We start from the raw sequence: 25,356 nt of genomic DNA, 5'->3' as shown, positions 1-25,356 counted from the left end.
ACATGGCTTTCAAACAAAGAGAAGGCGGAGACAACGACAAAAGACCGGCACGTCGTGGTGGACGCAACAAGCGCAAAAAAGTGTGCTACTTCACTGTGAACAAGATTACTCACATTGATTATAAAGACACTGAGCTTCTTAAGAAGTTCATCAGCGAACGCGGAAAGATTTTGCCGCGTCGTGTAACTGGTACAAGTGCAAAATACCAACGCGCTCTGACCATTGCTGTAAAACGCTCGCGTCAAATCGCGCTGCTGCCTTACACAACGGAATAGGACGTTTTACGAAGCAGCCGGCTTAGCCGGCTGCTTTTTTGTTATGTCTGCGGATGTGTAGAGGGAGCCGGCTCAAGGCTTGGTAACCAGCGCTGCCATTGTATATAATAAAAAGGAGTGACGGCTGGCAGCCGTCCAACTAAAAGGCCGGAGGAATAATAATGATCAGTGCAAGCCCCTATGTAATTATTGAGAATGTACGTGAATCAGTGGAGTATTATCAAAGCGTATTTGGCGGTGAAATCCAAGTACTAAATGAGCATAACGGTAAGCTGCTGCATGCCGATCTGGTGCTCGGATCCAGCCTGATCCATTTCTCTGACGATTATGGCCGGGGGGCCAAAACAGAGAATGTCAGCATTATTATGGCTCTGGAGAGCGAAGAGGAGCTACGCAGCATCTACGGGAAGCTGGTAGCGGATGGCGGAAAAGTCCAGGTTGAGCTGCAAAAGACCTTTTTTGGGGCACTGCATGGACAAGTTGCTGACAGCAGGAATGGAATCACGTGGGTGTTCAATTTCTTCACTGGGAATTGACTCTCTTAGCAGAATGTAGTAAATTACAGGTATCCTATAACTAAAGGGGAAATTTTGATGTTGGTGAGCGTTCTTAACTAAGCAATTTCATATCACTTGAGGATAAGTAACAGCAGGACTCATTTTTACCGGGGGCTTGCTCTGTTTGAGTATGTGCAAATCATACTAAACTTATCGCAGAGTGGATGATTAGTTAAGAACACGCGAAGCGTCAACATGGCCTCTTTACGGCTATTGTTCTCTTTGTGATTAACCGTGCTCTTGAGCACGGTTTTTTCTGTTTTCCGGGACATGATTTTTGTCGTGAAGCGGGAGGTCAGCACATCAAGGGACAATACCATCCGAATGAGGGCAAGGACTGCATAGTGCAGTCTTTGCCCTTTTTTGCGTTAGGAACAAATACCGATGACTGTTGAAGAATAGAGGAGGAATACCAGTGAATCTAGAAAGCCTAAGCACACTCGGGTATGAAGACATTAAAAAGGATGTAGCACGGCATGCCGTATCCTATGAGGGCCGAAGAATGGTGAATGAGCTGAGTCCGATGACATATCTGCCGGCGGTACACCGGGCATTGGATGAAACGGAGGAGGCCAAAGAGTTGCTGGAGCGGGGGGCAAGTGTTCCTTTGCCTTCGTTAGAGGGGATCGAATGGATCATGTCTCTGATGGGTACGGGGTATCTCTACAATGAGCAGGATTTCACAGCCATCGTTACTTTTCTGAACAGCTGCAGTCAGCTGCGCAAGTATATGGCCTCCAAAGAGCAGATTGCCCCGCGTATTGCTGCTTATGGAGCGTCGCTGCTGGAACTGAAGCAGGTAAGGGAAGAGATTGAACGCTGTATCCGCTTCGGGGTAATTGATGATCAGGCAAGCAAGGGATTGGAGAGGGTGCGGAAGAAGCTGGCAGTGGCTAAGGAACGGCTGCAAAGGAAGCTGGAGAGCATTATGTCCCGGCACCAGTCGATCCTTCAGGAGAATCTGGTCAGCATGCGCGGCGGCCGGTATGTCATCCCTGTGAAACGGGAGTATCACAAACAGGTCAAGGGCTCTGTGCTGGACCAGTCCACCAGCGGGCAGACGGTGTTCGTGGAGCCTTATGAGGTAGCCGCCCTGCAGGGCGAGCTTGAGCTGCTGGCAGCGGATGAAGCCAGAGAAGAGAGCATCATTCTGAGTATGCTGAGCGGCCTTGTAGAGCAAGAGCAGGAGGCGCTGCGGATCAATATTGAAGTAACAGGCACCTATGACTTCATCTTTGCCAAGGCTAAATACGCTAGGACTCTAGGGGCTAGGAAGGTGGCCTTGAATGAGCGTGGATTCTTACGGATGAACGGAGGCAGACATCCAGAACTGAAGGATATGGTACCTGTAAGCCTTGAGTTTGGCCAGGGCTATAAATCACTGATTGTTACCGGCCCTAATACCGGCGGGAAAACAGTGGTCCTCAAGACGCTGGGCCTCCTGACCGCAATGGTACAATCCGGGCTGCTGGTTCCTGTGGAGGAGAACAGCGATTTTACGGTATTCTCAGATATGATCAGTGTGATCGGAGACGGACAGAGCCTCACACAGTCTCTAAGCACCTTCTCGGCCCAAATGAAGAGTATTGAGGGCATGCTTCGCTACGCTGGCAGAGGCGTGCTGCTGCTGATTGATGAGCTGGCGGCGGGAACAGACCCTGGGGAGGGCTTTGCACTCTCCATTGCCATTCTGGAGGAGCTGAACCGGCGTGGGGCCAATATTATCGTTACCACACATTTTAGTGAGTTAAAAGTATTCGCAGCGTCTACCCCGGGTTTCGAAAATGCGCGGATGGAGTTTGATAAGGATACACTGCGGCCATTATACCGGCTGACAATCGGTGAGGCTGGAGAGAGTTACGCGCTGCAAATTGCCGAGAAGCTGGGCATTCCTGCGGAGGTTATCCGGCGTTCACGCCAGCTCGTGGTGCAGCAGCGGGAGCAGCAGGGTCCGGAGACGGCGGCAGGCAGAGGGAGAGGCATAAGAGCATATACCAAGCATGAGCTGCGCAGAAATTCCGGGAAAGATACGCCAGCCCCGGTAGAGGAAGAGGCGAATTTGCCAAAAGACAATAAAAACCCGACATCCGGCTTTGAAATTGGCGATGCCGTTTACGTCAGCTCGCTTAACCGAACAGGGATCGTCTATGCAAAACAAGACAGTATGGGCATAGTCGGTGTAATGATCCAGAAGGAAAAAATGCGCTTCAACCATAAACGGCTTAAACCCTACTTGTCTAAGGATGAGCTGTATCCGGAGGACTACGATTTTGATATTATTTTCGAGACCAAGGAAGACCGGAAAAAGCGCAAGCTGATGCGAAAGCGGCATGTGGAGGGTTTAAGCATCATTCACACAGACGAAGAGAATTGAACGGAGATTTATACCTGAAGGTCTGCCCGGTGGGCAGGCCTTTTTGCCGGGGGGAATACCCTCTCAGATACAGCATCCATTTATTGGGCTTCACATCTGTTCGATTATTGGTTATCCTCAATATTGTAGTTTGTTAAATTCATGATTTAAAAATTTACGCATTATATGATATATATAGCTTATCGCAGGAAAACGCTTTCACTTAACCGCAGTATAGAAGAAAGGAAGGACTTCATGCTTAAATTCAAGATCAGCGGACTACTGCTGGTAATGACAATTATCCTGTCGGCATGTAATGGCGCTGGTTCAGGCGGCGATTCCTACCCGGTACGCTACAGCAAGGCGGAGGATAAAGCCATCTCAGGCGGTACCGTTACCTATGCATATACTGCTCCGTTCCAGGGCCTGTTTGACCCGGCGTTTTTTGAGGGCGAAGATGATTCTAATGTGCTTGATTTCATTACCGAGGCCATGTTTACTGTGAAGGATGATTTGACTACCGTTCCTAACATTGCTTCCTGGAAGGAATCTGATGACCATACCGTATTTACCTTTAACATCAGACCGGGGGTCCGCTGGCATAATGGCGATGAATTGACGGTTGAAGACTGGAAATTTGCGCTGGAGACGATCGCAAGCCCTGATTATACAGGCTCCAGGTATTATAGTGTGGAAATGATAAAGGGCGTGGAAGCCTACCATCGCGGAGAAACAGATCAGCTAAGCGGTGTAAAGGTTATAGATCCGTATACGCTCAGGATTACCGTGAATTCGGCACGGGTGAATACCATTGACAACTTGTGGCCGTATCCGATGAATAAGAAATATTTTAGCGGAGTAGCTGTTAAAGATATGGCCGACAGTGATCAGGTACGGAAGAGGCCGATCGGCATTGGACCCTTTGAGGTGAAGGAGATTCAGCCTGGCCAGCTTGTCCGGATGCAGCGGTTTGATAATTATTATAAGGGCAAGGCTTTATTAGATGGCATTAACTATAAGGTAGTAAAGGACAGTGAAATTACCGGGCTTTTGGAAACGGGCGGCATTGATATTGGTACGGCGCCGCGGGAGACCTTTGCTGCACTTAAAGAGCTCGATAACATATCCCTCATGCAATCTCCGGAACTGTCTTACGAATACATAGGCTTTAAATTCGGCCATTGGGATGAAACTGCACGGCGGAATGTGATGGACAACCCCAAATTCACCGACAAACGGCTGCGCAAAGCAATGTATTACGCTCTGGACCGGGAAGGGATTATTAACCAATACTCTTATGGACTGGGCAAGCTGATTGAGACACCGATTCCAAGCTCCAGCTGGGCCAAGATTGCCGATACTGAAATTGATACGTATCCATACAGCCCGGAGAAGGCGGAGGTTCTGCTTGATGAAGCAGGGTATCTCGATGTAGATGGAGATGGAATGCGTGAGGATCCGAAAGGCCAGAAGCTGGTTATTCATTATGATGCTATGACCGGCAGCAGTACGACCGTAGAGCGGACACAGGCAATTTTACAAAACTGGCGGGATGTTGGGTTAGATGTGCGGCTGAATGGCGGGGCACTTAAGGAGCTGAACCTTTTTTATGAGGCAGTGGAAAAGGATGACCCTACCGTTGAATTATTCAACGGAGTATGGGGGCTGGCAAGCGATCCCGATCCTTCGGGACTCTGGCGGGCAACCGATTTGTGGAACTACTCCCGCTGGTCCTCGGAGCAAAGCGAAGAGCTGATTCGTGAAGGAGTGGGGAACAAAGCCTATGATAAGGAATACCGGAAGCAGATTTATTATGAATGGCAGAAGCTGATTAATGAGGAAGTGCCGATGATCTTTTTTGCAGAGCGGGTCAATATTACTGCTGTAAACAAGCGCCTGCAGGGTGTGCATGTCGATTCCATGAGCAATATTATTGAGCCGGACAAATGGTGGATTAAGGAAATGGATTAAACAGTAACAGAATCGCAAGGCCCCCGCGACGTATACGCATTGGGCCTGCCGGTTCTGTTTTTTTTTTGCCGGAATAAAACAAATTGCAATTTTGAACGTCATATACTTAAGTAATTACCGGCAGCTAACGTACTATTAATGTCGTTTTTTGTTATTTCTTTTTAAGGCACAAGTGATTACAATAGAAATATTGTTTGTGTCAAAGCAGTTTTCCAGGTTTATTCTACAATTAGAAAGACCCTGATTCCTGAAAGGGGGGACAATAAGACCGAATAGGGCAAGTAAGACGGCCTAGAGAAATTCAGACATGAGTGCCTGGAAGAAGGCGGGCAGGCATTGAAAATAGATCGCAAGCAATCATTTGTTTATTCTGTATATTCCAACACAAAGAAGGAACCCATTTATGAAAAAAAATAAGTTTAAAAAAAGGTATATAGCCCTTATAGCCGTTGTAGTCATTCTCGCCGGAGGTTTTTTGTTTCAAAAGCCGCTTTCTGTACTGGCCTTTGATCTTTTCCTGGCCGACCGGGTGGAGTCCAAACTGGCAGAAGAGTCGTATGAGCCGCTGATTAAGGACAGCACGTCCACTGTACAGGCGGAACCCGTTGTCTACAAAAGCGATCCATTCTCTTTAATGCTGCTGGGAACAGATCAGCGGGCGAATGAGACAGCACGTTCGGATACGATGATCTATGCCGTTATCCGTCCGGAGGATTACAAAATCCTGCTGATCTCCATCCCCCGCGATACGTATACGGAAATCATCGGGCACAAGGGCAACAAAAAAGATAAAATCACCCATGCATATGCATTCGGCGGTCAGCAGATGGCAAAAGATACACTTGAAGCACTGCTCGGCCATGACATTCAATATTATGCTACGATCAATTTCCAGGGCCTTAAGGATGCAGTCGATGCCATCGGCGGTGTTCCGCTGCCCATCAAAAAGGACATTGTGAACAAAGGCGCCGATCATGAGAAATTCACCATCGAAGGCGGAAAATCGAATTATAACGGTGAAGAGGCGCTTAATTATACGCGCTACCGTGAAGACAGCGATTTTAACCGGACGAAACGCCAGCAGGTCTTTATTGATGTAGTTGCGAATAAAATGTTATCAATCAGCCAAATTGGCAAAATCCCTGAACTGCTCGATATTATGGGTGAAAACTTCAAGACAGATCTGCAGCCTTCCACCATTATTAGTCTCGCCAAAAAGTTCATGGGCGGCAAGGATATGGATATTTCCAGCTTTACCGTCATGGGTGAAGGCAAGAAGATTGACGGCGTGTATTATGATATCGTCGATGAAGAGGATTTAAGCGAAGCCCGGGCAATGATCGACAATTGGATGAATGCCGGCACTCCGGTAAGCCAGCTGATCGAGCCGGGCAAGGCTGAGAATGCACTGGAGCCTTCGGCTACAGCAGCAGCACAGTAATCAACCCGTAGCAAATACCATAAGAGTAAGAATGCAGCAGCCATGTGTAATGTTAGTGGCTGCTGCTTCCTGTCTTCATGGTATAATGGAGTGGAACGAATTGCTGGGTAAGGCGTATTACTACGGGTGCCCTAAATAGCAGGGTTAATTCCTTCGGAACTCTTTGAGGAGGATCAAGAGATGAATATTGCGTTTTTTTTACTTCCTAAACAAGAAGTGGCCTGTGTTACCTTGGATTCAACACTGCGCCAGACCTTGGAACGGATGGAGTTTCACCGCTATACCGCTGTACCGATTCTGAACCGCAACGGAGAATATGCCGGTACGGTGACAGAAGGGGATCTGCTCTGGTACATGAAGGATTCGGGCGGGACGGTTACCTTTGAGAATGCTTCAAAATATTTGCTGAAGGATGTACCGCTGCGGATGAATAATCTGCCGGTCTCGATCGATGCGGATATGGAAGATCTGATCAACCTGGCTAAAGTGCAGAACTTTGTGCCGGTGGTTGATGACATGAACCGGTTCATCGGAATTGTCCGTCGGAGTCAAATCATTGAATATTGTGAGAAGGTCGTCTCCCGGCAATCGCAGGAATCTTTATAACCTATAATCACGGCAGAAGCAGATGAACTTTAGGGCCTGTATTTCCGGCGATAACGGAATGCGGGCCTTTTTTGAAAGGCATGAAATTGCAGTTACCCGGCGGCCGGACCCTCTCGTGTGACTGCGAAATATTTATGCTATAATGGAGAATAATGCTTTTTGCCGGAGGTAGAGAGACGTGCCCAATGTGCCGAAGGATCTGGATGTGGCCAAACGCGCCAAGGTTATTGAGTGGTTAAAGACCGAAGTAATCGATCAAGTCTCACGGTTATTTAAAGCGCTTTGGGAAGGCAGTACCGCCCGTGTAGGCGACAGTCTGGCGAGTCTGATTATGAGCTCTTATATCTTGGGCCGCAGACTTGGCATTCCTTACCGAGAACTGGATGATTTATTACTGGAGAAGCTAAGAAAGCACAGGCAGGAAGGGCATCAGCTTGAAGAGTGGTACCAGGATATATCTGCGTTAGAAGAACATATGCGTAAGAGGTGAAAACTGTTGAAATTTCGCTGGACATCTGTGGCATGGAGCATCGCCTACTTGCTGCTGCTGCTATCCCTATCAACCCCGCTGCTCATTATCACTACACTTTTTTTAACTATTCCGGCCGTAGTGTTGTTCACTACCCTGAGTACAAAACAGTTTATTGTGCATTTATTGCCGATTCTGCTGATTGTAGGCCTGATTACACCTGTCTACGTATTGTTAGCACTGTATTTCCTGATCCCGGCTTTAGTCATGGGACGATGGTATAAGAGACGCTCCTCGGCATTGTCCACCATCATGGCAGGAACCGTTACCATTCTGGGTGAGTTTCTGCTGCTGCTGGTGATTGGTACGGCGCTGTTCAATTTTGATCTTTCCACTTACGTAAATGATATGATGCAAATGGTGATGTCCCCGCTCTCCGATCTGGGTACAGGCAATCCGATGATCAGTGAGTTCAATCTTACATCTGAGGATGTAAACACAATCAGTCATATGACGATACAGGTCATTCCGATGACACTGATTCTAAGCTCCTTTATGATGGCTGTAATCACCCACTCCATTGTTCGCCCTATCCTTAACAGTATGGGATATGCGGTTCCGAAGCTGAAGCCTGCGCGCGAATGGAGACTTTCAAGATCCTTTATCTGGTACTATCTGCTGGGTGTAGTAATTAGCCTGTTCTTTGGCAATTCAGATAGCAACTTTATGCTGATGATCTCCGCCAATCTGCTGCCATTACTCCAAATTGTCTTTAAGATTCAGACCATCGGGTTCGTGTTCTTCCTGGTCCATGAGCGCAAGTGGAGCAAGATTGTGGCAATATTGCTGTCACTGCTCGTTGTCTGGCTGCCGGGGCTTTGGATTATCGGTATTATCGATATTGCGTTCCCGCTGCGGGAGCTTGTGAAGAAATCGAAACGATAGGGTGAGAGGTCATGCCTAAATTTCTGCAAAGACGCTGGCACGGCTATCATACCGTCTGGGCGTTCATGCTGCTGCTGGTCCTTATTATCATCGTCAGTATCTACAACTGGGTTCTGGGTGTGACCAGTCTGTTTCTGGCCGGCACCTTGTGCTTCTCGATGCTGCAGGCGGAGCTGGCGTTCCGGCGCAATCTGGTGGAATATATTAACGGCCTGTCCTTTCGTATCAAGCGGGTCGAAGGCGAAGCGGTCAGTATGCTCCCCCTTGGAATCATCCTCTACAGCGAGGACCGCACGGTGGAGTGGAACAACCGCAATGCCAGTGATATATTTAGCCGCAAATCGCTGGTAGGTGAAGAGCTGCAGGAATTATTACCTGATGTAGTGCCTGCACTGACGGGCAGTGGTCCAGTCAAGCGGGAAATCGCCAAGGACATCGGCATACTTAAGGATGTCAGACAGGAAATCACTGTAGACGACCGGTATTACCAGGCAGTGATTATTCCCAGTGAACGTATGCTGTATCTATATGACATTACTGAGCTTGTAGTGCTGCGTGAGCGCTATGAAGAAGAGAAACTGGCTATCGGCATCGTTATGATGGACAATCTCGATGAAGCGGCTCAGGGTATGGATGACCAGCAGCGTACCTCGCTGATCGCCAAGGTGGCCAGTGAGATTACCGAGTGGAGCAAACAGTTCGAGGTGTATCTCCGGCGGCTGTCTTCCGAACGTTACCTGATGCTGCTTAATCACCGCAGCCTGCAGGCACTGGAGGAGAGCCGGTTTGTCATCCTCGATGAGGTGCGTGAAATGACCGCCGACCTTAAGGTGCCGATGACGCTGAGCATCGGCCTCGCGTATGGCGCGGAGTCTGCCAGCGAGCTGGGAGCGCTGGCGCAATCCAGTCTGGACATGGCGCTGGGACGCGGCGGAGATCAGGCAGCCGTGAAGGCGGGCCAGCGCCTGTCCTTCTACGGCGGCAAGAGCAATGCCGCAGAGAAACGGACGAGAGTCCGGGCGCGGGTTATTGCCCATGCCCTGCGCGATCTGATGCAGGAGAGCGATAAGGTGCTGATTATGGGGCACCGTAACCCCGATATCGATGCCGTAGGGGCAGCGATTGGCCTGCTCAAAGCGGCCCAGATGTACAATGTGGAAGCCAGCATTGTAATGGAGACGCCTAACCCCTCCATTACCCGGATGATGGAGCAGATCAAGCGGGACGAGGATCTGTACAAGACCTTTATCACCACAGAGCAGGCGCTGCAGGTCATGACCGAGCATACGCTGCTGATCGTAGTAGATACCCATAAGGCCTCTATGACGATGGAACCGCGTCTTGTGCAATATGCCAGCCGGATTGTGGTCGTTGACCATCACCGGCGGGGGGAGGAATTCATCAACGAAGCGGTGCTGGTGTATCTAGAGCCGTATGCATCCTCCACCTGTGAGCTTGTAACAGAGCTGCTGCAGTATATCCACGATAAGATCAAGCTTAGCCCGCTGGAGGCAACCATGCTGCTCGCCGGGATTACGGTCGACACGAAGCATTTTGCTCTCCATACCGGCTCGCGCACCTTTGAAGCAGCAGGTTTCCTGCGGCGGATCGGGGCGGATACGATCCTTATCCAGCGGATGCTGAAAGAGGATTTGCAGGAGTATATCTCCAAAGCCGAAATTATCAAGCATGCGCGAATGGTGTATGATCATATAGCGCTGGTTGTAACCGCACCGGGAATGAAAATCCCGCAGCTGCTTATCGCCCAGACCGCAGATACGCTGCTTGGGATGACTAACGTGGTGGCATCTTTTGTCATCAGTGAGCGGCCTGACGGCCTGATCGGCATCAGCGCCCGTTCACTCGGGCGGATGAATGTTCAAGTCGTGATGGAGAAGCTGGGCGGCGGCGGGCATTTGTCCAACGCTGCGGTACAGCTTGAAGGAACAAGTAAGGAAGCAGAAGCCAGACTGCTGGAAGTGCTGGCTGAAATTGAAGCGAAAGAGGGGCTGTTCGAATGAAGGTCATTTTCATAAAAGATGTTAAGGGACAAGGCAAGAAGGGGCAGGTTAAAGAGGTATCCGAAGGGTATGCAGCCAACTTCCTGCTGCCGCGCGGGCTGGTTCGTCCAGCTACAGAAGGCAATGTAAAAACACTGGAGAACCAGGCTGCTGCTGAACAACGCCGTAAGGACCAGGAGAAAGAGGAAGCGCAGCAGCTCGGCAAGAAGCTGGACGAGCTGACACTGACGCTAAAAGCAAAATCGGGTGAGGGCGGCCGTCTGTTCGGTGCAATCACCAGCAAGCAGATTGCGGAAACCCTGGCTGCAACTCAAGGCATCGTTATTGACAAGCGCAAAATTGAGCTGAGCGACCCGATCCGTCATGTGGGTACATTCCAGGTTCATGTGAAGCTGCATACTGAAGTAAAGGCTAACCTCACGGTTCAAGTAACGGAGGAGTAACATGGGTGGAGATCTCTTTTTCGATCGGGTTCCCCCGCAGAATCTGGAGGCGGAGCAGGCCGTACTGGGTGCTATTCTGCTGCATGATGAGGCGCTGATTACCGCGATGGAGCGGGTGAATACCGAAGACTTCTACGATAAACCGCATCAGATGATTTTTGAGGCGATGGTGCAGCTCGGAGAAGAGAGCCAGCCGATTGATCTGATTACCCTGACGTCCCGGCTTCAGGACAAGGGAGAGCTTGAGGATATCGGCGGTGTCAGCTATTTGGCTAAGCTGGCGCATGCAGTGCCGACTGCGGCCAACGTGGACTACTATGCTCAAATTATCGAGGAAAAGGCGATGCTGCGGCGGCTGATCCGTACAGCGACACAAATTGTCAGCGAAGGTTATACCGGCGGCGAAGATGTAGGCATCATGCTGAGCGATGCGGAGCGGCGGATCTTAGAAATCTCTAACCGCCGCAGCGGCAGCGGGTTTATTGCCATCCGCGATGTAGTGATGGAGGTATTTGACCGGGTGGAAATGCTCCATCAGAATAAAGGCAATACCTCGGGGATTCCGAGCGGTTTCGTTGATCTTGACCATATGACCAACGGTTTTCAGCGCAATGATCTGATCATTGTTGCTGCCCGCCCTTCTGTCGGCAAGACTGCATTTGCGCTGAATATATGCCAGAATGTAGCGGTCCGGGCCAAAGAGACCGTAGCGATCTTCAGTCTGGAAATGTCGGCGGCGCAGCTGGTACAGCGTATGATTTGCGCCGAAGCCAATCTGGATGCCAACATTATGCGTACCGGTGAATTCAAAAGCGATGACGACTGGTCCAAGCTGACGATGGGCATTCAGGCCTTGGGAGAGTCGGAAATCTACATCGATGATACGCCCGGGATTACAGTTACCGATATTAGAGCCAAATGCCGCAGGCTGAAGAAGGAAAAAGGCCTTGGCATGATCGTCATCGACTACCTGCAGCTGATTCAGGGCCGCGGCAAAGCGGGCGAGAACCGCCAGCAGGAAGTATCCGAAATTTCGCGTACGCTGAAGCAGATTGCCCGTGAATTGGACGTTCCGGTCATTGCCCTGTCCCAGCTTAGCCGCGGTGTAGAGCAGCGTCAGGATAAACGTCCGATGATGAGTGACCTTCGTGAATCGGGTTCGATCGAGCAGGATGCTGATATCGTAGCCTTCCTGTACCGTGATGATTACTATAATCAGGACACGGAAAAGAAGAACATTATCGAAATAATTATTGCCAAACAGCGTAATGGTCCAGTAGGCACCGTAGAGCTTGTTTTCTTGAAGAATTTTAACAAGTTCGTCAACTACGAGCGGGCGCATGCGGAACCATTTGCAGGTTAGGCGATTTATGCACAATATCCGAACGATTGCACATTTCCTTGTGTGATCGTTCGTTTTTATTTGACTTTAAAAAGTACCGCTGTTACACTGGTTATTGTGCTTTAGCGGGTTAAACCGCTTAGCGTCCGGAGGGCTGCGTACATAAGAACGCTGTACAGAGCCCATATTATGAAAAATAATGGTGCTAAGCAAGCACCTACGGAGGAATGAACATGTCAACGGTAGTCGTCGTGGGAACACAATGGGGAGACGAAGGCAAAGGGAAGATCACGGATTTTCTGGCGGAGAGCGCAGATGTGGTCGCCCGGTATCAGGGGGGTAACAATGCCGGTCACACGATTCTGATTGACGGGAAGAAATTCAAGCTGAGCTTGATTCCATCTGGTGTATTTTATAAAGAGAAAACTTGCGTAATCGGTAACGGAATGGTGATCAATCCCGAAGCCCTGATCCAAGAAATTAATTATATTCATGAGAACGGCTTCGATACCAAAAACCTGGTGATCAGTGATCGTGCCCATGTCATTATGCCCTATCATATGCTGCTGGATGCGCTTGAAGAAGACCGCAAAGGCCCGAACAAAATTGGCACGACCCGTAAGGGAATCGGCCCCGCTTATATGGACAAAGCTGCCCGCAACGGAATCCGGATCGCTGATCTGATGGACGCTGAGGAATTCGAGCTTAGACTTCGTCACTTAATGGAAGAGAAGAACCAGGTTATCACTCAGGTATACGGTGCAGAGCCGCTTAATGTGGAAGAGATCCTGGTGAAATATCTGGAGTATGCAGAAGTGCTCCGCGGTTATGTAACCGACACGTCGGTTGTACTCAATGATGCCATTGATGCGGATTCCAGAGTGTTGTTCGAGGGTGCACAAGGTGTAATGCTCGATATCGACCAAGGGACATATCCATTTGTAACTTCCTCGAATCCATCAGCCGGCGGTGTATGCATCGGTTCCGGTGTGGGTCCGTCGAAGATCAAGCAGGTTATCGGCGTTGCCAAAGCTTACACAACCCGTGTCGGCGATGGCCCGTTCCCTACAGAGCTGAACGATGCAACTGGCGATTATATCCGTGAGACCGGCCATGAATACGGTACTGTAACCGGACGTGCCCGCCGTGTCGGCTGGTTTGACAGTGTAGTTGTGCGTCATGCCCGCCGTGTCAGCGGAATTACCGGCCTGTCACTCAACTCACTGGATGTGCTCAGCGGCCTGGATACGGTCAAAATCTGCACAGGCTACAAATACCGCGGTGAGGTAATTACCCACTATCCGGCTAGTCTGAAAATGCTGGCTGAATGTGAAGCGGTCTATGAAGAGCTTCCAGGCTGGAACGAGGATATCACTGCAGCCAAGACTTTGGACGATCTGCCGGCTAATACACGCCGCTACGTAGAACGTGTAGCAGAGCTTACAGGTATTCCGATTGCGATCTTCTCTGTGGGACGTAACCGTGAGCAGACCAATCAGGTATTGCCTATCTATATCTAAGCTATAAATCACAAGGGTCCCGGATGGGGCCCTTTTTTTGTACATAGTGTATTCCCTGGAGGTACGCTCTTTGCCTGCTGCAGGTTTCCCGCTGCCCAATCTGGTCAATACTGGAAGAATACAGTGCTAAAGGACTGATCTAACGGGAAATGGGATAAGACAGAGGGCAAGGAGAGATGATGGTGAAAATAGTTAAAAGTGCAATTGGCGTATGCCTGATCGTTGTGCTGGCCAGCGCGCTATCCGTACTGACTACCGCATATGTAGTCAATACGTACATTCAGTCTGTTCTGGCAAGCTTTGATATTAAATTGGATGGACCGGAACCGGGTATCGGCGGCTTTGTGAAAAGTCTGACGGGAATGGGGGCGAAGGCGGATGCGGATGCCACGGATATCAAGGACGATCTGAAGGACACCGTTCCTGCTGCAACCCAGACGGACAAGGAGAGAACCGGCAATACACCCGCTAAGGATAGTGACAAGGCTGTAGAGGAAAAGGTCCCCGAAGATGCCTTGGCCGTTATGGGAGAGGCTGCAGATGCGGACAAACAGAGTGACGAGGGCCTGGATCAGCAGCTGGTTATGACACCGGATGCGATGAGCGATCTGAAGGACAGCCTTCCGGCTGAGGAGAAGGCCAATATCTTCAACATTCTGATGACCAAGCTTCCACAGGAGGAGATGCAGAAGATCTCCACAGCGATGGAGGATGGACTGACGGAAAGTGAAGTGAAGGAAATACAGGAAGTCATTGCTAAATACGTGAATCAGGATGAATATGAGATGCTAATGAAAATGCTTACACCTGAAGCAGATGAGAATGCACAGCATTAAAAAAGTGTCACTTTATTGACACAGTTATATTGTTTAAACGTCATATTTTGGATAAAAACCCGCGATTTTCGCGGGTTTTGCCATGACCGCGAAGTTGAAATTTTTCTCCCGGCTATGGTACAGTAAAAAAGGACTAGAAGGGGTTAAATTTTTGTAACCTTTTAAACGGCTGAAAAACATAGGTTTCACGGCATGATTTATACTTATATTTTTCGCTAGATTAGGGGATATTGTCCGGATTTTCTAAGGGCTTTAGAACCGTATCTTCTCAGTTCAGGACAACAAGATCATTCACACTAACGCAAATAGAAATATAGATGCAGCAGAATATATATAAGGGGTCGTAAAACAAGCTTGTCCGCTCGTATAGCGGACTGAACGGGCAATTGAAAGGGAGAGTTTGATGAAGGGATTTAAATTCATGCGCCGGATGGGGAAGCTGCGGAGCAGTGAAGAGACACCCGCGGAATTCAGCGCAGAGAGCGAAGCCAATGTCTTTCATCAGGAACCTAATCCGCGGAGATTGCGGCGCTCCTGGATCGCGGCTTCTGCCGGTCTGGTGCTGCTGTCTGCCTTTTTAGTCGGGGCAGAGAAGAAGTATGTTGCCGCAAACACGGTAACCTATTACAAGGTACTGGTGAAGGGCGAAGAAATCGGCAAGATCAGTGAGGAGTCTGAACTTGACCGGCTGTTCGAAGAGAAGCGGCAGGAATATCAGACAAAGTATCCGGATTCAGTAATGGTACTGCAGACAAGTGGCATTACAACGGAGCAGGAGCAGGCGTATAAACCGGAAGTTGACAGTGAAGGTACTTTGGACAAGCTGGATAGCATGCTCAAGGCGTATGCGGTTGGTGTACAATTGACTGTCGATGGCAAATCTGTCGGGATCGTCAAGGATCAGGAGACAGCAAATGCAGTACTGCAGAGCGTCAAGGAGCATTATGTTCCGGCAGTAGCGGCGGCGGCTGGTGCCCGGCTGAAGAAGATGTCGGCTGCCAGCAGTAAGACTCCAGCTACATCGGCTGGTGGGGATAAGATTGAATCGGCCTCCATTGAGGAAGAAGTGAGCATTGTTCCGGTAAAGGCAGATCCCAATAAAGTCATGAGCGTGGAGGAAGCAGTCAAGGCACTGACCGAAGGCAAGGACGAACCGGTTGTTTATACCGTACAGGAAGGCGATACGATCTCCGGAATTGCTAAACGGTTCAGTATTACGCAGGATGAGATTTTTCATAACAATCCTGCGGTGAAAGAACTCACCCTGCAGATCGGGGATGAGCTGCAATTAACCGTTCCGCAGCCTGAGCTTACGGTAGTTACAGTAGAACAGGTGACCGAGCAGGTGGTCACAGAACCTGAGGTTATTGTCCGTACCAGCGATCAGCTGCCAGCAGGCAAGAGCAAGGTAGTGCGCCCAGGCCAGACCGGGCTGAAGGAAATGCAGTACCGGCTGACGAAGGAAAATGGCCTGGTCGTTAGGGAAGAGTGGCTCGGCCAGACCGTAGTGAAGGAATCACTGCCTGAAGTAGTCTACCGGGGAACGAAGGTTGTCGGTGAAGGTACAGGCATGTTCGCCTGGCCGGTCAGCGGCGCAGCCTTATCCAGCAGCTTTGGCGAACGTTGGGGACGTGTTCATAAAGGGGTCGACCTTGTTTCGGGCAACCGCACAATTAAAGCAGCCGATGCCGGAACCGTTACTTTTGCCGGGGTACAGAGCGGGTACGGTAATGTTGTTATCGTCGATCACAAGAATGGGTATACAACCTATTACGGCCACTTGAGCAGTATTTCCGTATCGGTCGGACAACGGCTTGAGCAAGGCGGTAAGATTGGCATTATGGGCAACACGGGGCGTTCGACCGGTACTCATCTTCATTTTGAAATCCGCAAGAACGGTACGGCGGTCAATCCGCTGAAATACTTGAAATAATTCATAAATTCATAACATTCCTCAGCCGTCCGGAATATTCCGGGCGGCTTTCAGTTTGACCAGAGGTAGGGTGTGACGCTAGATAAGATGAACTTAAGCACGAAGTTCTAATGGAACATTCTTAAGTTCACGTTCTATAGGACAGGTATGTTAAAATAAAAGAATCAATGAAAAGTATGGTGAGAAAGGTGAAGCTGAGCATATGCAGATGGGAACGATTCTGGTAGTAGACGATGAACAGCCTATTGCTGATATTTTAAAATTCAATTTAGAAAAAGAAGGCTATGAGGTAATCTGCGCCTTTGACGGCAACAGTGCGGTGGAGCTTGCGCTATCTATTCGCCCCGATCTGATGCTGCTTGACCTCATGCTTCCCGGCAAGGACGGAATGGATGTCTGCCGTGAGGTACGCTCAGCCCATCTGGATATTCCCATCATTATGCTCACAGCTAAGGACGGGGAGATTGATAAGGTCCTTGGCCTTGAGCTTGGCGCTGATGATTATGTGACCAAGCCCTTCAGCACACGTGAGCTGCTGGCCAGAGTCAAAGCCCAGATGCGGCGCCAGCATAAGCCGACTCCGCCCGGATCGCTAAGCGAAATGGCAGAGAGTAAACAGGGCGTGCATCATTTCGGCCTGTTCGTCGATACCGATATGTATATGGTCTATAAAGACGGCGAAGCACTGGACCTGACCCACCGCGAATATGAGCTGCTCTACTATATGATCCGCCATGCCGGCAAAGTTATGACACGGGAGCATCTGCTGCAGGCCGTATGGGGCTTCGAATACTTCGGCGATGTGCGGACCGTAGACGTAACGATCCGCCGTCTGAGAGAAAAAATTGAGGAGAATCCCAGCAAACCGGAATATATCTTCACCCGGCGGGGACTCGGTTATTTGATGCATAGCCCCAAAAGCGGAGGCCTGTGATGAAAAAAGGGCTGTCCTTTTTCCGGACGATTCAAGCCAGGCTGACTATTATCTATGTCCTGCTGATTCTAGTGGCGATGCAGCTGATTGGGGTGTATTTTGTCAGTTCGATGAAGAATTCACTGACTGAGAATTTCACCAAGGATCTGAAGGCCCGGGCGGAGATGCTCTCCATCCTGACTGCAGACAAGCTCGGTAGCGAAGCCGGAACCGCAGATGAAGAAACGGCAGTAGAGAGCCTGCGCGGCATGGTCAACAATCTGTATATCAACGGTGCAGAGATCCAGGTGCTTGATGCAAGCGGTAAGATCATTACCACTTCAGTCCCCTCCCAGAATGATTATGTGGGACAGCGCAATACCCAGACTGTGGTCAGCCGGGCGCTGCAAGGCATCAGTGACAATGAAGAATATATTATTGCCGATGATAATGTGCGGAAGAAGGTCGTAGCCAAGCCGGTGCTTTCCGGCGATAAAGTGGTAGGGGCTATCTATATTGCCGCCGATATGAAGGATTTATACGCTACTATGAGCCGGATTAACAGCGTGTTTCTCTCAGGTCTGCTCCTGGCACTGGCGCTTACCGCGGTATTGTGCGTGATTCTCGCCCATACGATTACTCATCCGATTAAAGAGATGACCCGGCATGCCACCGCCCTTGCCGAAGGCCGGTTTAACCGTAAAATGCCGGAGTTCGGCAATGATGAAATCGGGCAGCTTAGCCAGGCGTTTAATTATATGACAGGCAGGCTTCGTGAAGCTCTGTCTCAGAACGAAGAAGAGAAGGAGAAGCTGGCTTCGATCCTGACGAATATGAGTGACGGAGTTGTAGCGACCGACGAGAGCGGGGTGGTCATTCTGATGAATACCCGCGCTGCGCATATGCTGGGCTCGGAAGGTCCGCTGCCGGAAGGTGCGCCGCTCGATGAGCTCCTCGGCCTGAATCATGAGCAGTCGGGATCGCTGGCTGAGGGCAATGCCCAATCAGCGATGATTCACCTCTCTCCGATGGGCGGAGGGGATCCCAATATCGTGAGAGTTACCTTTACTCCGATCCACCGCCGTGAAGGCGGCGGAATCGCCGGTACGATTGCCGTGCTGCAGGATGTCACCGAGCAGGAGAATCTGGAGGAATCGCGGCGCGAGTTCGTGGCCAACGTCTCCCATGAGCTGCGGACACCGCTGACGACAATCAAGAGCTATGTCGAAGCCCTTGATGACGGAGCACTCGATGATCCGCAGCTTGCTGTACGCTTCGTCGGGGTTATCCGTAATGAGACGGAGCGGATGATCCGCCTGGTAACCGACCTGCTGCATCTCTCGCGGCTGGATTCCAAGGAATCTAGTCTGCGTATTCAGCAGACGGATATCTCCGAGATGCTGGAGGATGTGGCTGACAGGTTCTCCTTCCAGATTCGCCAGAAGCGGATTCATATCAGTACGGTTGTCCATAAGGATGTAGCCTCCGCCTGGCTGGACCGCGATCAGATTGATCAGGTGCTTGGCAATCTGGTCTCCAATGCGCTGAAATATACGCCGGAGGGCGGGACGATCAGCCTGCAGGCAGTGAAGAGCGAGGACGGCATGCTGGCTATTTCGGTACGGGACTCCGGAATCGGGATTCCTAAGAAGGATATTGAACGGATCTTTGAACGCTTTTACCGGGTGGATAAGGCCCGTTCGCGGAATATGGGCGGCACCGGACTTGGATTGTCCATTGCCCGGGAAATTGTCAAAGCGCATGGGGGTTCGATTTCCCTGCAATCTGAGCTTAACGAGGGCTCACTGGTCACATTTACGCTGCCTCTGCACCAGCAAAGGGGGAGTGAGGGATGAAAGAAAGAATAAAGACCTGGGTTCTGGCCTTATTGGTAGCGGGCAGTCTGGTAGAGAGCTATTATCTGATATACCGGCTTCCAGGCAGTGACTCAGCGATATTGTCAGAGAACCTGTATGTTAAGACTGATAATATGGGCCCGGAAGAAAAGGTTGAGAATCTGCTCTATCCGGACAGAATGATTATTCATATGGGCGGGGACAAGCATACATTGTTCTACCCGGATTCTACTTTTTATGATCTGATTCTGGGCCGCCTCAAGGGACGCGGCTTCGAGAGCTTCCAGCGGCGCCCGGTGCAGGATTTCAACTGGGATCAGATCCGCAGGGAGAACCCCGGCATTGAGCTATCCTTCGGTGCGGGCATTCCGGTGACGTTGCTGCAGCGGGTCATGCAGCTGTCTCCGGATTCGCTCTTTGAGGGGGAGAGCATTGACCGGATTTGGATTTACAATGTGAAAAATGACTCGAAGGCACATGCCGTCTTTTTCAGCACCAGAGGTGACATCGTCTATGAAGCGGCTAAAGCCGATCTTACCGTCCAGGACGTGCAGCAGCATGTCGATTTCGGGACGAACTGGATGCCTTATACGGCAGTGAATGGTGATTATTATGTTCCTGAGCAGAAGCTTCCTCTGGTTGAGGCAGAGCTGCCGTCGGGGATGTATACCATAGAACAAATGCAGAGCAACCTGTTCTTCGATGCAGGAAGCACCAGGTATATTCCGGAGAAGGACGGCTCCAAAATCTATACAGACAGCAAGCGCAGCCTTCAGGTTGACCAAGAGCAGAACTGGATGAGCTATAGTGATCCTGCGGCGCTGCCTGCCGGAGACAGTACGCCTGCAAAGGATGCGCTGGAAGCGGTCGACTTTGTGAATCAGCACGGGGGATGGAACGGAACCTACCGGCTGGCGTCGACGGAGGAGGACAAGCAGGAGCGTAAAGTCTCATTTCAGCAGTATTACGGCTCCTATCCGATCCTGAGCAAACCGCAGCTGCAGTATGGCGTCATTAATTTGGAGCTGCAGCAGGGAACTGTATCGTCCTACGAGCGTTCGCTAATGTATACGGAGGAGGACCAGGCTGTAAAGACACTTGTGAATCTCCCCGGAGGAGAAGAACTCAAGGTTAAGCTGGCACGAATCAGTTCAAGCTCACCTGTGAAGGATCTGATTCCGGCTTATATTCCTGTAGAGCAGAGAGAATCACTGCGGCTGGTGCCGGTCTGGCGGGTGACACTCGAGGACGGAAGTGTGCTCACATTGAATTAGGGGCTTCCGAAGCGAGTTTTATTCGAAGCAAAATCAATGAAGCATACGCTCATAAAACTTTTAGGAGGGAAAGTATGGACTGGGGAAAAGCCAAAAACGTGCTGATTTACGCTTTTCTGGTACTAAATCTGCTGCTGTGTTATCAGCTGTGGATGGATTTGCGGGATCAGGCCAGTGCCAACCTGGACTTTACTTCCCTCTCGGCAGAAACGCAGGCGGTTATGGAGCAGAAGGGGATTCGTGTACTGTGCCCGATTCCGGCGGCTACCCCTCAGCTGCCCGATATCACCTACATTTACTCCGGAGAAGAGCAGAATGATCCGCCGGTTCCGCTGAAGGAGCCGATTGACAGCGGACTGATGTATTCCTCGTTCACTGAACTCAGCAATGAGCTTCAGGGACAGATTACGGATATCGCCAATTACCGTTTTGATGCCCAGGAGAGTGAGGTCGGCAAGTTCGTGCTTCATCCGCTGGTGGATAACAAATACTCCTTATTCCAGGTCAGGCTGGAGCTGATTAACAACAATCAGAAGATCGTAGCCTACCGGTGGCCGAAGATTGAGATTGGAGCCAGCAGCAGCGAAGACAAGGATGTGCAGAAGGTGCTTCCGGCCTCACAGGCACTCAGCAGTCTGATTGAAAAGTATTTTCCGGCAGACTCGGTAGTGAAGGAGATTGAACTCGGTTATTACGGGGAATTGTTCAACTCCGAAAGTCAGGTGGCTTCGCCGATGTGGCGTTTTATGCTGGAGAACGGCAATGCTTATTACGTGGATGCCATAAGTGCGGATATTATCAGTCCGAAGACAACAGAGTAGAAGGAGCAGGAGAGATGGGAATTTCATTTACAGTGCTGTCCAGCGGTTCTACCGGTAATGTGACAGTAGTGCGAAACGGGGAAACAACGCTGATGATTGACGCCGGCCTTAGTGCCAAGCGGATCGATGAGCTGCTGGCTATGCGCGAGCTGACAGGTAAGGATATAGACGGCATTCTGGTTACGCATGAGCATTCCGACCACATTAAGGGGCTCGGGGCCATGGCGCGCAAATACGATCTTCCGATCTACGCCAACACCAATACCTGGGAGGCGATAGAGAAAGGGATTGGCACGATTCCCGAGCATAACCGGATCATTATGGAGACCGGCGGGTACCGGGACTTCGGCAGCCTGAGAGTAGAATCCTTTGCGATCTCCCATGATGCGGCTGAACCGGTAGGCTATAACTTTTATGACGGTAAGGAAAAGCTGTGTGTAGCGACGGATCTTGGCTATGTGAGCGATAAAGTAAGGCTGGCGCTTGAAGGCGCGGACGTTCTTGTGCTTGAAGCCAATCATGATATCGAGATGCTGAGAATGGGGCGTTACCCGTGGAACACGAAGCGGCGGATTCTTGGCGATATGGGCCATCTCTCGAATGAGGCAGCCGGAGCAGCACTTAGCGAGATTCTTACCGGACGGACCAAGCGGACCTATCTGGCACACTTAAGCCGGGATCATAATATGATGGACCTGGCCAAAATGTCGGTTCGCGGAGCGATGGAGGATCGGGGATGCTTCTACAAAGATAGTGAGTTCAAATTGTGCGATACCTATTATGACCAGCCTACGCCATGGGATAAGGTGAGCCAGTCATAAGGCTGTCTACTTCTGTTATTTTATGGTCCAGCTCCTGGCGTGAGAAAACTCCCTTATCGATCAGGAGTTCAATCAGGGCGCTCTGGACCAGAATCAGATGATAGTGTTCGTCCTTTAGATCACCAAGTTTGCCAATAAATTGTACAAGGTCCATACTGGTGGAAAAAGATTCCATGTGATTTCCTCCTTTTCGGCTGTAACTAATGCTCCACCTGTTAAAAATTTGCATGCATTTTGCAGCAGAAAAATCGTGGGCGGTGCCCCGGCGTGTGATACAATTATATTGAACGGATTAAGCGTTTGTCGTGAGCAGCACTTCTATTATTGTAGTCTTTTAAGTTGCAAAATATTCCTGAGACTTGCTTATTATTCTGATATGTTGCAAGAATCAAAAGACCCCTTGCGCTTACAACTCACACTATTGTGGTGAATGAATAAAGTGAAACCTTTTAGCACTTCCTGGAGTCTAAGAGATACAGCAATAAGCTCGGGCGTGGTTGCTTGGCGTTCAGGTCTTGAATGCAGTTAGCAATAGAGGGGAGAGGATGTACGGGTGGGATTGTTCGATGATGATTTCTATTCAACCAAAGTGTCACGCCGCAAAAGTAGAGAGCAGGAGAATTCCAAGGTGTTCACCAGCCGGAAATGGACGGTGCACAAAACCCGGAGGAGCCTGGCAACGTGGCAGGTATCCGTTATCAGCTCTGTAGTCAGTGCGGTTGTTGCGGTTCTATTATTCAGTCTTGTTACAGGTCAGCTAACAGAAGAGAGCGGAGCCCAGACACAGAATGTGAACCAGAAGGTAACCGCAAGCAGCGGAGATCCTTATGACCGGATTATTCAGGCTGCGGCACTGGTACGCCCTGCGGTTGTAAGCATCATTAACCATAAGGAAGATAATAAGGAACTCAATATTCTCGATGAGTCTGCACTCGGTTCGGGAGTTATCTATAAGAAAGACGATAATAAGGCCTTTATCATTACGAATAATCATGTTATTGAAGGTACGGGCAAGCTGGAAGTCGTAACGGTGGACGGTGTGACGCACAAAGCTACTCTGGTCGGAGCAGATAAGGTGACGGATATTGCTGTGCTGTCCATGGATGCCGAGGGTATTACGACTGTAGCCCAGATCGGTGATTCCTCCAAGCTGCGGCTTGGCGAGACGGTTATTGCGATAGGCAATCCGCTGGGTCTTGGCGACACCCTGACCTCAGGCATTGTGAGCTACACGGAGCGGACGATTCCCGTATCGCTGAATCAGGACGGTGTCTATGATTGGGAGCAGGAAGTCATCCAGACGGATGCAGCGATTAACGAAGGCAACAGCGGCGGCGCTCTTGTTGATCTGGACGGCAAGGTGATCGGGATCAATACGATGAAAATCTCTGATACCGGCGTGGAAGGACTCGGATTTGCCATTCCGGCTAACCATGTGATGGAGACAGCCGATGAGCTGGCAGCTAACGGTAAAATATCCCGTTCTTACTTGGGTGTCTATTCGGTAGATCTCAATAATCCCTATGTACCGCTTGCAGAGGATCAGGTTAAGGAACTGAATCTTCCGACATCTGTAAAAGACGGTGTAGTCGTACTCGATGCTGTGGGACCGGCACAGGCTGCAGGCCTTCAGTTCAACGACGTGATTACGAAGTTTAATGATCAGCCGATTACATCAACTCTTTCGCTGCGTAAATATCTTTATGAGCAGACCAAGATCGGTGACGAGCTGAAAATCACGTATTACCGGAATGGTGAAGTGAATCAGGTTACGGTGAAACTTCTTGAGAAACCGGAGGAATAAAAGCCGGAGCAGCTGTATATAATGAAAAGGCAGTCATGAAAAAGGAAGCGGCTTGGCCGTCCTGATATTTTTTTGGGACGGCACCGTTTCAGCCTGAATTGATGTGGGTAATGAATGATACAGTGCGGAATTTTCCTTTATATGTAGACTGGCAGCCCTTACATTGGTAAGTACTCCTTATAAGGGAAAAAACGGAGAATTTCGGATAAGCCAGCTTGCCTTTGTTCCGCGGGTGTGGTAACATGAGAATAATCATACATTTGATACCTAATTTTCACATTGAAAAGGGCTGTCATATGGAATAACAACCTTTTTCAATGTGTGAATTTTTTCTTTGTTTGAAGATAAAAAGAACATATTAATTTAAATTTGTGGAGGTAACACACATGCAAACAGGTACAGTTAAATGGTTCAACGCAGAAAAAGGATTCGGATTCATCGAAGTTGAAGGCGGAAGCGACGTATTCGTACACTTCTCCGCTATCACTGGCGAAGGATTCAAAACTTTGGACGAAGGCCAACGCGTTGAATTCAACGTTGTTCAAGGCAACCGTGGACCACAAGCCGAAAACGTTGTAAAACTGTAATAATAGAAGCACCGTCCCCGCTTTTGTAAGTTGGGACGGTCTTTTTTTATAAAGATCAGACCGAACTTCACCATCGCAAATACAGCCTGATCTTAGCAGAGGAATAACGCTAACGAAGGATTTGTCAGCACCCTGTAAGAGCATCGTTAGATGCTTTTTTACTTGTTTCTCAGGCATGTGACATAAAGGAAGGGAGGAACGGCAATGAACTACCGGAAGAAGCCTATGGAGGAAGTACCGGAAGAAAATACCGCAATTTGGGCCTGTACCAATGATGGTTGCAATGGATGGATGAGGGACAATTTCGCATTTGAACATGCGCCTTCTTGCCGTCTCTGTCATGCCCCAATGGTCCGCAGTATGAAGATGCTACCGCAACTGCTTAATTCCAATGGCGATCTAAAATCATTGAAGAAGGGTATTTCCATTACCTGACCAATGCCTTTATGAGTCAAGCTTAATATAGAACGATGAACAAATCCAAGACGGTGAAACCGTCTTATTTTTTTTGCTTTCTGGGTGTAATATTGTGATATTTGTCACAAATTTATTGAATTTTAGCGCCAAA

The 25,356-nt window shown here is 49.7% G+C and carries 23 protein-coding genes; 22 read left to right on the top strand and 1 reads right to left on the bottom strand.

Annotated elements, in window-relative coordinates; genetic code table 11:
• Positions 1–2 precede the first annotated feature (2 nt).
• The 19 genes from rpsR to JRJ22_RS28840 all read left to right on the top strand — a co-directional run bounded on the left by rpsR (position 3) and on the right by JRJ22_RS28840 (position 22,397).
• On the top strand, positions 3–275 hold the full coding sequence (gene rpsR, locus JRJ22_RS28930; RefSeq protein ID WP_019914552.1) for a 30S ribosomal protein S18: 273 nt from the start codon (positions 3–5) through the stop codon (positions 273–275).
• 161 nt (positions 276–436) lie between these two features.
• Positions 437–811 (top strand): VOC family protein, encoded by a 375-nt coding sequence (locus tag JRJ22_RS28925; protein ID WP_206102601.1) that lies wholly within the window; start codon positions 437–439, stop codon positions 809–811.
• Positions 812–1,247: 436 nt separating this feature from the next.
• On the top strand, positions 1,248–3,206 hold the full coding sequence (locus JRJ22_RS28920; protein ID WP_206102600.1) for an endonuclease MutS2: 1,959 nt from the start codon (positions 1,248–1,250) through the stop codon (positions 3,204–3,206).
• Positions 3,207–3,440: 234 nt separating this feature from the next.
• The gene (gene opp4A, locus JRJ22_RS28915) at positions 3,441–5,156 is read left to right on the top strand and encodes an oligopeptide ABC transporter substrate-binding protein (protein ID WP_206102599.1); all 1,716 of its coding nucleotides are present in this window, start codon (positions 3,441–3,443) and stop codon (positions 5,154–5,156) included.
• Between the two features lie 403 nt (positions 5,157–5,559).
• Positions 5,560–6,597 (top strand): LCP family protein, encoded by a 1,038-nt coding sequence (locus JRJ22_RS28910; protein WP_206102598.1) that lies wholly within the window; start codon positions 5,560–5,562, stop codon positions 6,595–6,597.
• A 180-nt stretch (positions 6,598–6,777) separates the two neighbouring features.
• Positions 6,778–7,203: a CBS domain-containing protein gene (locus tag JRJ22_RS28905; RefSeq protein ID WP_206102597.1), complete on the top strand. Its 426-nt coding sequence runs from the start codon at positions 6,778–6,780 to the stop codon at positions 7,201–7,203.
• Positions 7,204–7,390: 187 nt separating this feature from the next.
• The gene (locus tag JRJ22_RS28900; RefSeq protein ID WP_206105356.1) at positions 7,391–7,693 is read left to right on the top strand and encodes a MazG-like family protein; all 303 of its coding nucleotides are present in this window, start codon (positions 7,391–7,393) and stop codon (positions 7,691–7,693) included.
• 6 nt (positions 7,694–7,699) lie between these two features.
• Complete coding sequence (locus JRJ22_RS28895; protein WP_206102596.1) at positions 7,700–8,617, top strand: DUF2232 domain-containing protein; 918 nt, start codon at positions 7,700–7,702, stop codon at positions 8,615–8,617.
• Positions 8,618–8,628: 11 nt separating this feature from the next.
• On the top strand, positions 8,629–10,638 hold the full coding sequence (locus tag JRJ22_RS28890) for a DHH family phosphoesterase (RefSeq protein WP_206102595.1): 2,010 nt from the start codon (positions 8,629–8,631) through the stop codon (positions 10,636–10,638).
• A complete protein-coding gene (gene rplI / locus JRJ22_RS28885; RefSeq protein WP_206102594.1) occupies positions 10,635–11,081 on the top strand; it encodes a 50S ribosomal protein L9 in 447 nt (148 codons plus the stop codon). Before JRJ22_RS28890 ends, rplI begins: the two co-directional genes overlap by 4 nt.
• Before the next feature lies 1 nt (position 11,082).
• Entirely contained in the window at positions 11,083–12,444 is a 1,362-nt protein-coding gene (gene dnaB, locus JRJ22_RS28880) for a replicative DNA helicase (RefSeq protein WP_206102593.1), read from the top strand.
• A gap of 212 nt (positions 12,445–12,656) precedes the next feature.
• The gene (locus JRJ22_RS28875) at positions 12,657–13,943 is read left to right on the top strand and encodes an adenylosuccinate synthase (protein ID WP_206102592.1); all 1,287 of its coding nucleotides are present in this window, start codon (positions 12,657–12,659) and stop codon (positions 13,941–13,943) included.
• Between the two features lie 182 nt (positions 13,944–14,125).
• Positions 14,126–14,779: a hypothetical protein gene (locus tag JRJ22_RS28870; protein ID WP_206102591.1), complete on the top strand. Its 654-nt coding sequence runs from the start codon at positions 14,126–14,128 to the stop codon at positions 14,777–14,779.
• Positions 14,780–15,182: 403 nt separating this feature from the next.
• Positions 15,183–16,712, top strand: coding sequence for a peptidoglycan DD-metalloendopeptidase family protein (locus JRJ22_RS28865; RefSeq protein ID WP_206102590.1), 1,530 nt, complete (start codon positions 15,183–15,185; stop codon positions 16,710–16,712).
• Between the two features lie 202 nt (positions 16,713–16,914).
• Positions 16,915–17,646: a response regulator YycF gene (yycF, locus tag JRJ22_RS28860; protein ID WP_054942622.1), complete on the top strand. Its 732-nt coding sequence runs from the start codon at positions 16,915–16,917 to the stop codon at positions 17,644–17,646.
• A complete protein-coding gene (gene walK / locus JRJ22_RS28855; protein ID WP_206102589.1) occupies positions 17,646–19,481 on the top strand; it encodes a cell wall metabolism sensor histidine kinase WalK in 1,836 nt (611 codons plus the stop codon). Before yycF ends, walK begins: the two co-directional genes overlap by 1 nt.
• Positions 19,478–20,755, top strand: a complete 1,278-nt coding sequence (locus JRJ22_RS28850; protein WP_206102588.1) for a YycH family regulatory protein — start codon at positions 19,478–19,480, stop codon at positions 20,753–20,755. The genes walK and JRJ22_RS28850 overlap by 4 nt, the downstream gene beginning before the upstream one ends.
• Positions 20,756–20,829: 74 nt before the next feature.
• The gene (gene yycI, locus JRJ22_RS28845) at positions 20,830–21,576 is read left to right on the top strand and encodes a two-component system regulatory protein YycI (RefSeq protein WP_206102587.1); all 747 of its coding nucleotides are present in this window, start codon (positions 20,830–20,832) and stop codon (positions 21,574–21,576) included.
• 14 nt (positions 21,577–21,590) lie between these two features.
• On the top strand, positions 21,591–22,397 hold the full coding sequence (locus JRJ22_RS28840) for an MBL fold metallo-hydrolase (RefSeq protein ID WP_206102586.1): 807 nt from the start codon (positions 21,591–21,593) through the stop codon (positions 22,395–22,397).
• On the opposite strand, the gene JRJ22_RS28835 is transcribed toward JRJ22_RS28840, so the two are convergent.
• Complete coding sequence (locus JRJ22_RS28835; protein ID WP_206102585.1) at positions 22,366–22,572, bottom strand: hypothetical protein; 207 nt, start codon at positions 22,570–22,572, stop codon at positions 22,366–22,368. The two genes, JRJ22_RS28840 and JRJ22_RS28835, sit on opposite strands and share 32 nt — an antisense overlap.
• A gap of 378 nt (positions 22,573–22,950) precedes the next feature.
• Here JRJ22_RS28835 and JRJ22_RS28830 point away from each other — a divergent pair, with 378 nt between their 5' ends.
• The 3 genes from JRJ22_RS28830 to JRJ22_RS28820 all read left to right on the top strand — a co-directional run bounded on the left by JRJ22_RS28830 (position 22,951) and on the right by JRJ22_RS28820 (position 25,223).
• Positions 22,951–24,201 carry a S1C family serine protease gene (locus tag JRJ22_RS28830; protein WP_206102584.1) on the top strand — a complete coding sequence of 417 codons (1,251 nt, stop codon included), beginning with the start codon at positions 22,951–22,953 and terminating at the stop codon, positions 24,199–24,201.
• A gap of 386 nt (positions 24,202–24,587) precedes the next feature.
• Complete coding sequence (locus JRJ22_RS28825; RefSeq protein ID WP_039878010.1) at positions 24,588–24,788, top strand: cold-shock protein; 201 nt, start codon at positions 24,588–24,590, stop codon at positions 24,786–24,788.
• Between the two features lie 204 nt (positions 24,789–24,992).
• Positions 24,993–25,223 carry a cold-shock protein gene (locus JRJ22_RS28820; protein WP_054942614.1) on the top strand — a complete coding sequence of 77 codons (231 nt, stop codon included), beginning with the start codon at positions 24,993–24,995 and terminating at the stop codon, positions 25,221–25,223.
• Positions 25,224–25,356: the final 133 nt, after the last annotated feature.

This window comes from Paenibacillus tianjinensis (assembly GCF_017086365.1).
Classification (GTDB): Bacteria; Bacillota; Bacilli; order Paenibacillales; family Paenibacillaceae; genus Paenibacillus_AQ; species Paenibacillus_AQ tianjinensis.
Note: the sequence above shows the minus strand (reverse complement) of the source record. Positions and strands in the feature narration are given on the sequence as shown.

Bases quoted from the DNA above. Each gene is read 5' to 3' on its own strand.
- rpsR (WP_019914552.1), top strand. From the start codon at position 3: ATGGCTTTCAAACAAAGAGAAGGCGGAGACAACGACAAAAGACCGGCA.
- JRJ22_RS28925 (WP_206102601.1), top strand. From the start codon at position 437: ATGATCAGTGCAAGCCCCTATGTAATTATTGAGAATGTACGTGAATCA.
- opp4A (WP_206102599.1), top strand. From the start codon at position 3,441: ATGCTTAAATTCAAGATCAGCGGACTACTGCTGGTAATGACAATTATC.
- JRJ22_RS28910 (WP_206102598.1), top strand. From the start codon at position 5,560: ATGAAAAAAAATAAGTTTAAAAAAAGGTATATAGCCCTTATAGCCGTT.
- JRJ22_RS28905 (WP_206102597.1), top strand. From the start codon at position 6,778: ATGAATATTGCGTTTTTTTTACTTCCTAAACAAGAAGTGGCCTGTGTT.
- JRJ22_RS28890 (WP_206102595.1), top strand. From the start codon at position 8,629: ATGCCTAAATTTCTGCAAAGACGCTGGCACGGCTATCATACCGTCTGG.
- rplI (WP_206102594.1), top strand. From the start codon at position 10,635: ATGAAGGTCATTTTCATAAAAGATGTTAAGGGACAAGGCAAGAAGGGG.
- dnaB (WP_206102593.1), top strand. From the start codon at position 11,083: ATGGGTGGAGATCTCTTTTTCGATCGGGTTCCCCCGCAGAATCTGGAG.
- JRJ22_RS28875 (WP_206102592.1), top strand. From the start codon at position 12,657: ATGTCAACGGTAGTCGTCGTGGGAACACAATGGGGAGACGAAGGCAAA.
- JRJ22_RS28865 (WP_206102590.1), top strand. From the start codon at position 15,183: ATGAAGGGATTTAAATTCATGCGCCGGATGGGGAAGCTGCGGAGCAGT.
- yycF (WP_054942622.1), top strand. From the start codon at position 16,915: ATGCAGATGGGAACGATTCTGGTAGTAGACGATGAACAGCCTATTGCT.
- walK (WP_206102589.1), top strand. From the start codon at position 17,646: ATGAAAAAAGGGCTGTCCTTTTTCCGGACGATTCAAGCCAGGCTGACT.
- JRJ22_RS28850 (WP_206102588.1), top strand. From the start codon at position 19,478: ATGAAAGAAAGAATAAAGACCTGGGTTCTGGCCTTATTGGTAGCGGGC.
- yycI (WP_206102587.1), top strand. From the start codon at position 20,830: ATGGACTGGGGAAAAGCCAAAAACGTGCTGATTTACGCTTTTCTGGTA.
- JRJ22_RS28840 (WP_206102586.1), top strand. From the start codon at position 21,591: ATGGGAATTTCATTTACAGTGCTGTCCAGCGGTTCTACCGGTAATGTG.
- JRJ22_RS28835 (WP_206102585.1), bottom strand. From the start codon at position 22,572: ATGGAATCTTTTTCCACCAGTATGGACCTTGTACAATTTATTGGCAAA.
- JRJ22_RS28825 (WP_039878010.1), top strand. From the start codon at position 24,588: ATGCAAACAGGTACAGTTAAATGGTTCAACGCAGAAAAAGGATTCGGA.
- JRJ22_RS28820 (WP_054942614.1), top strand. From the start codon at position 24,993: ATGAACTACCGGAAGAAGCCTATGGAGGAAGTACCGGAAGAAAATACC.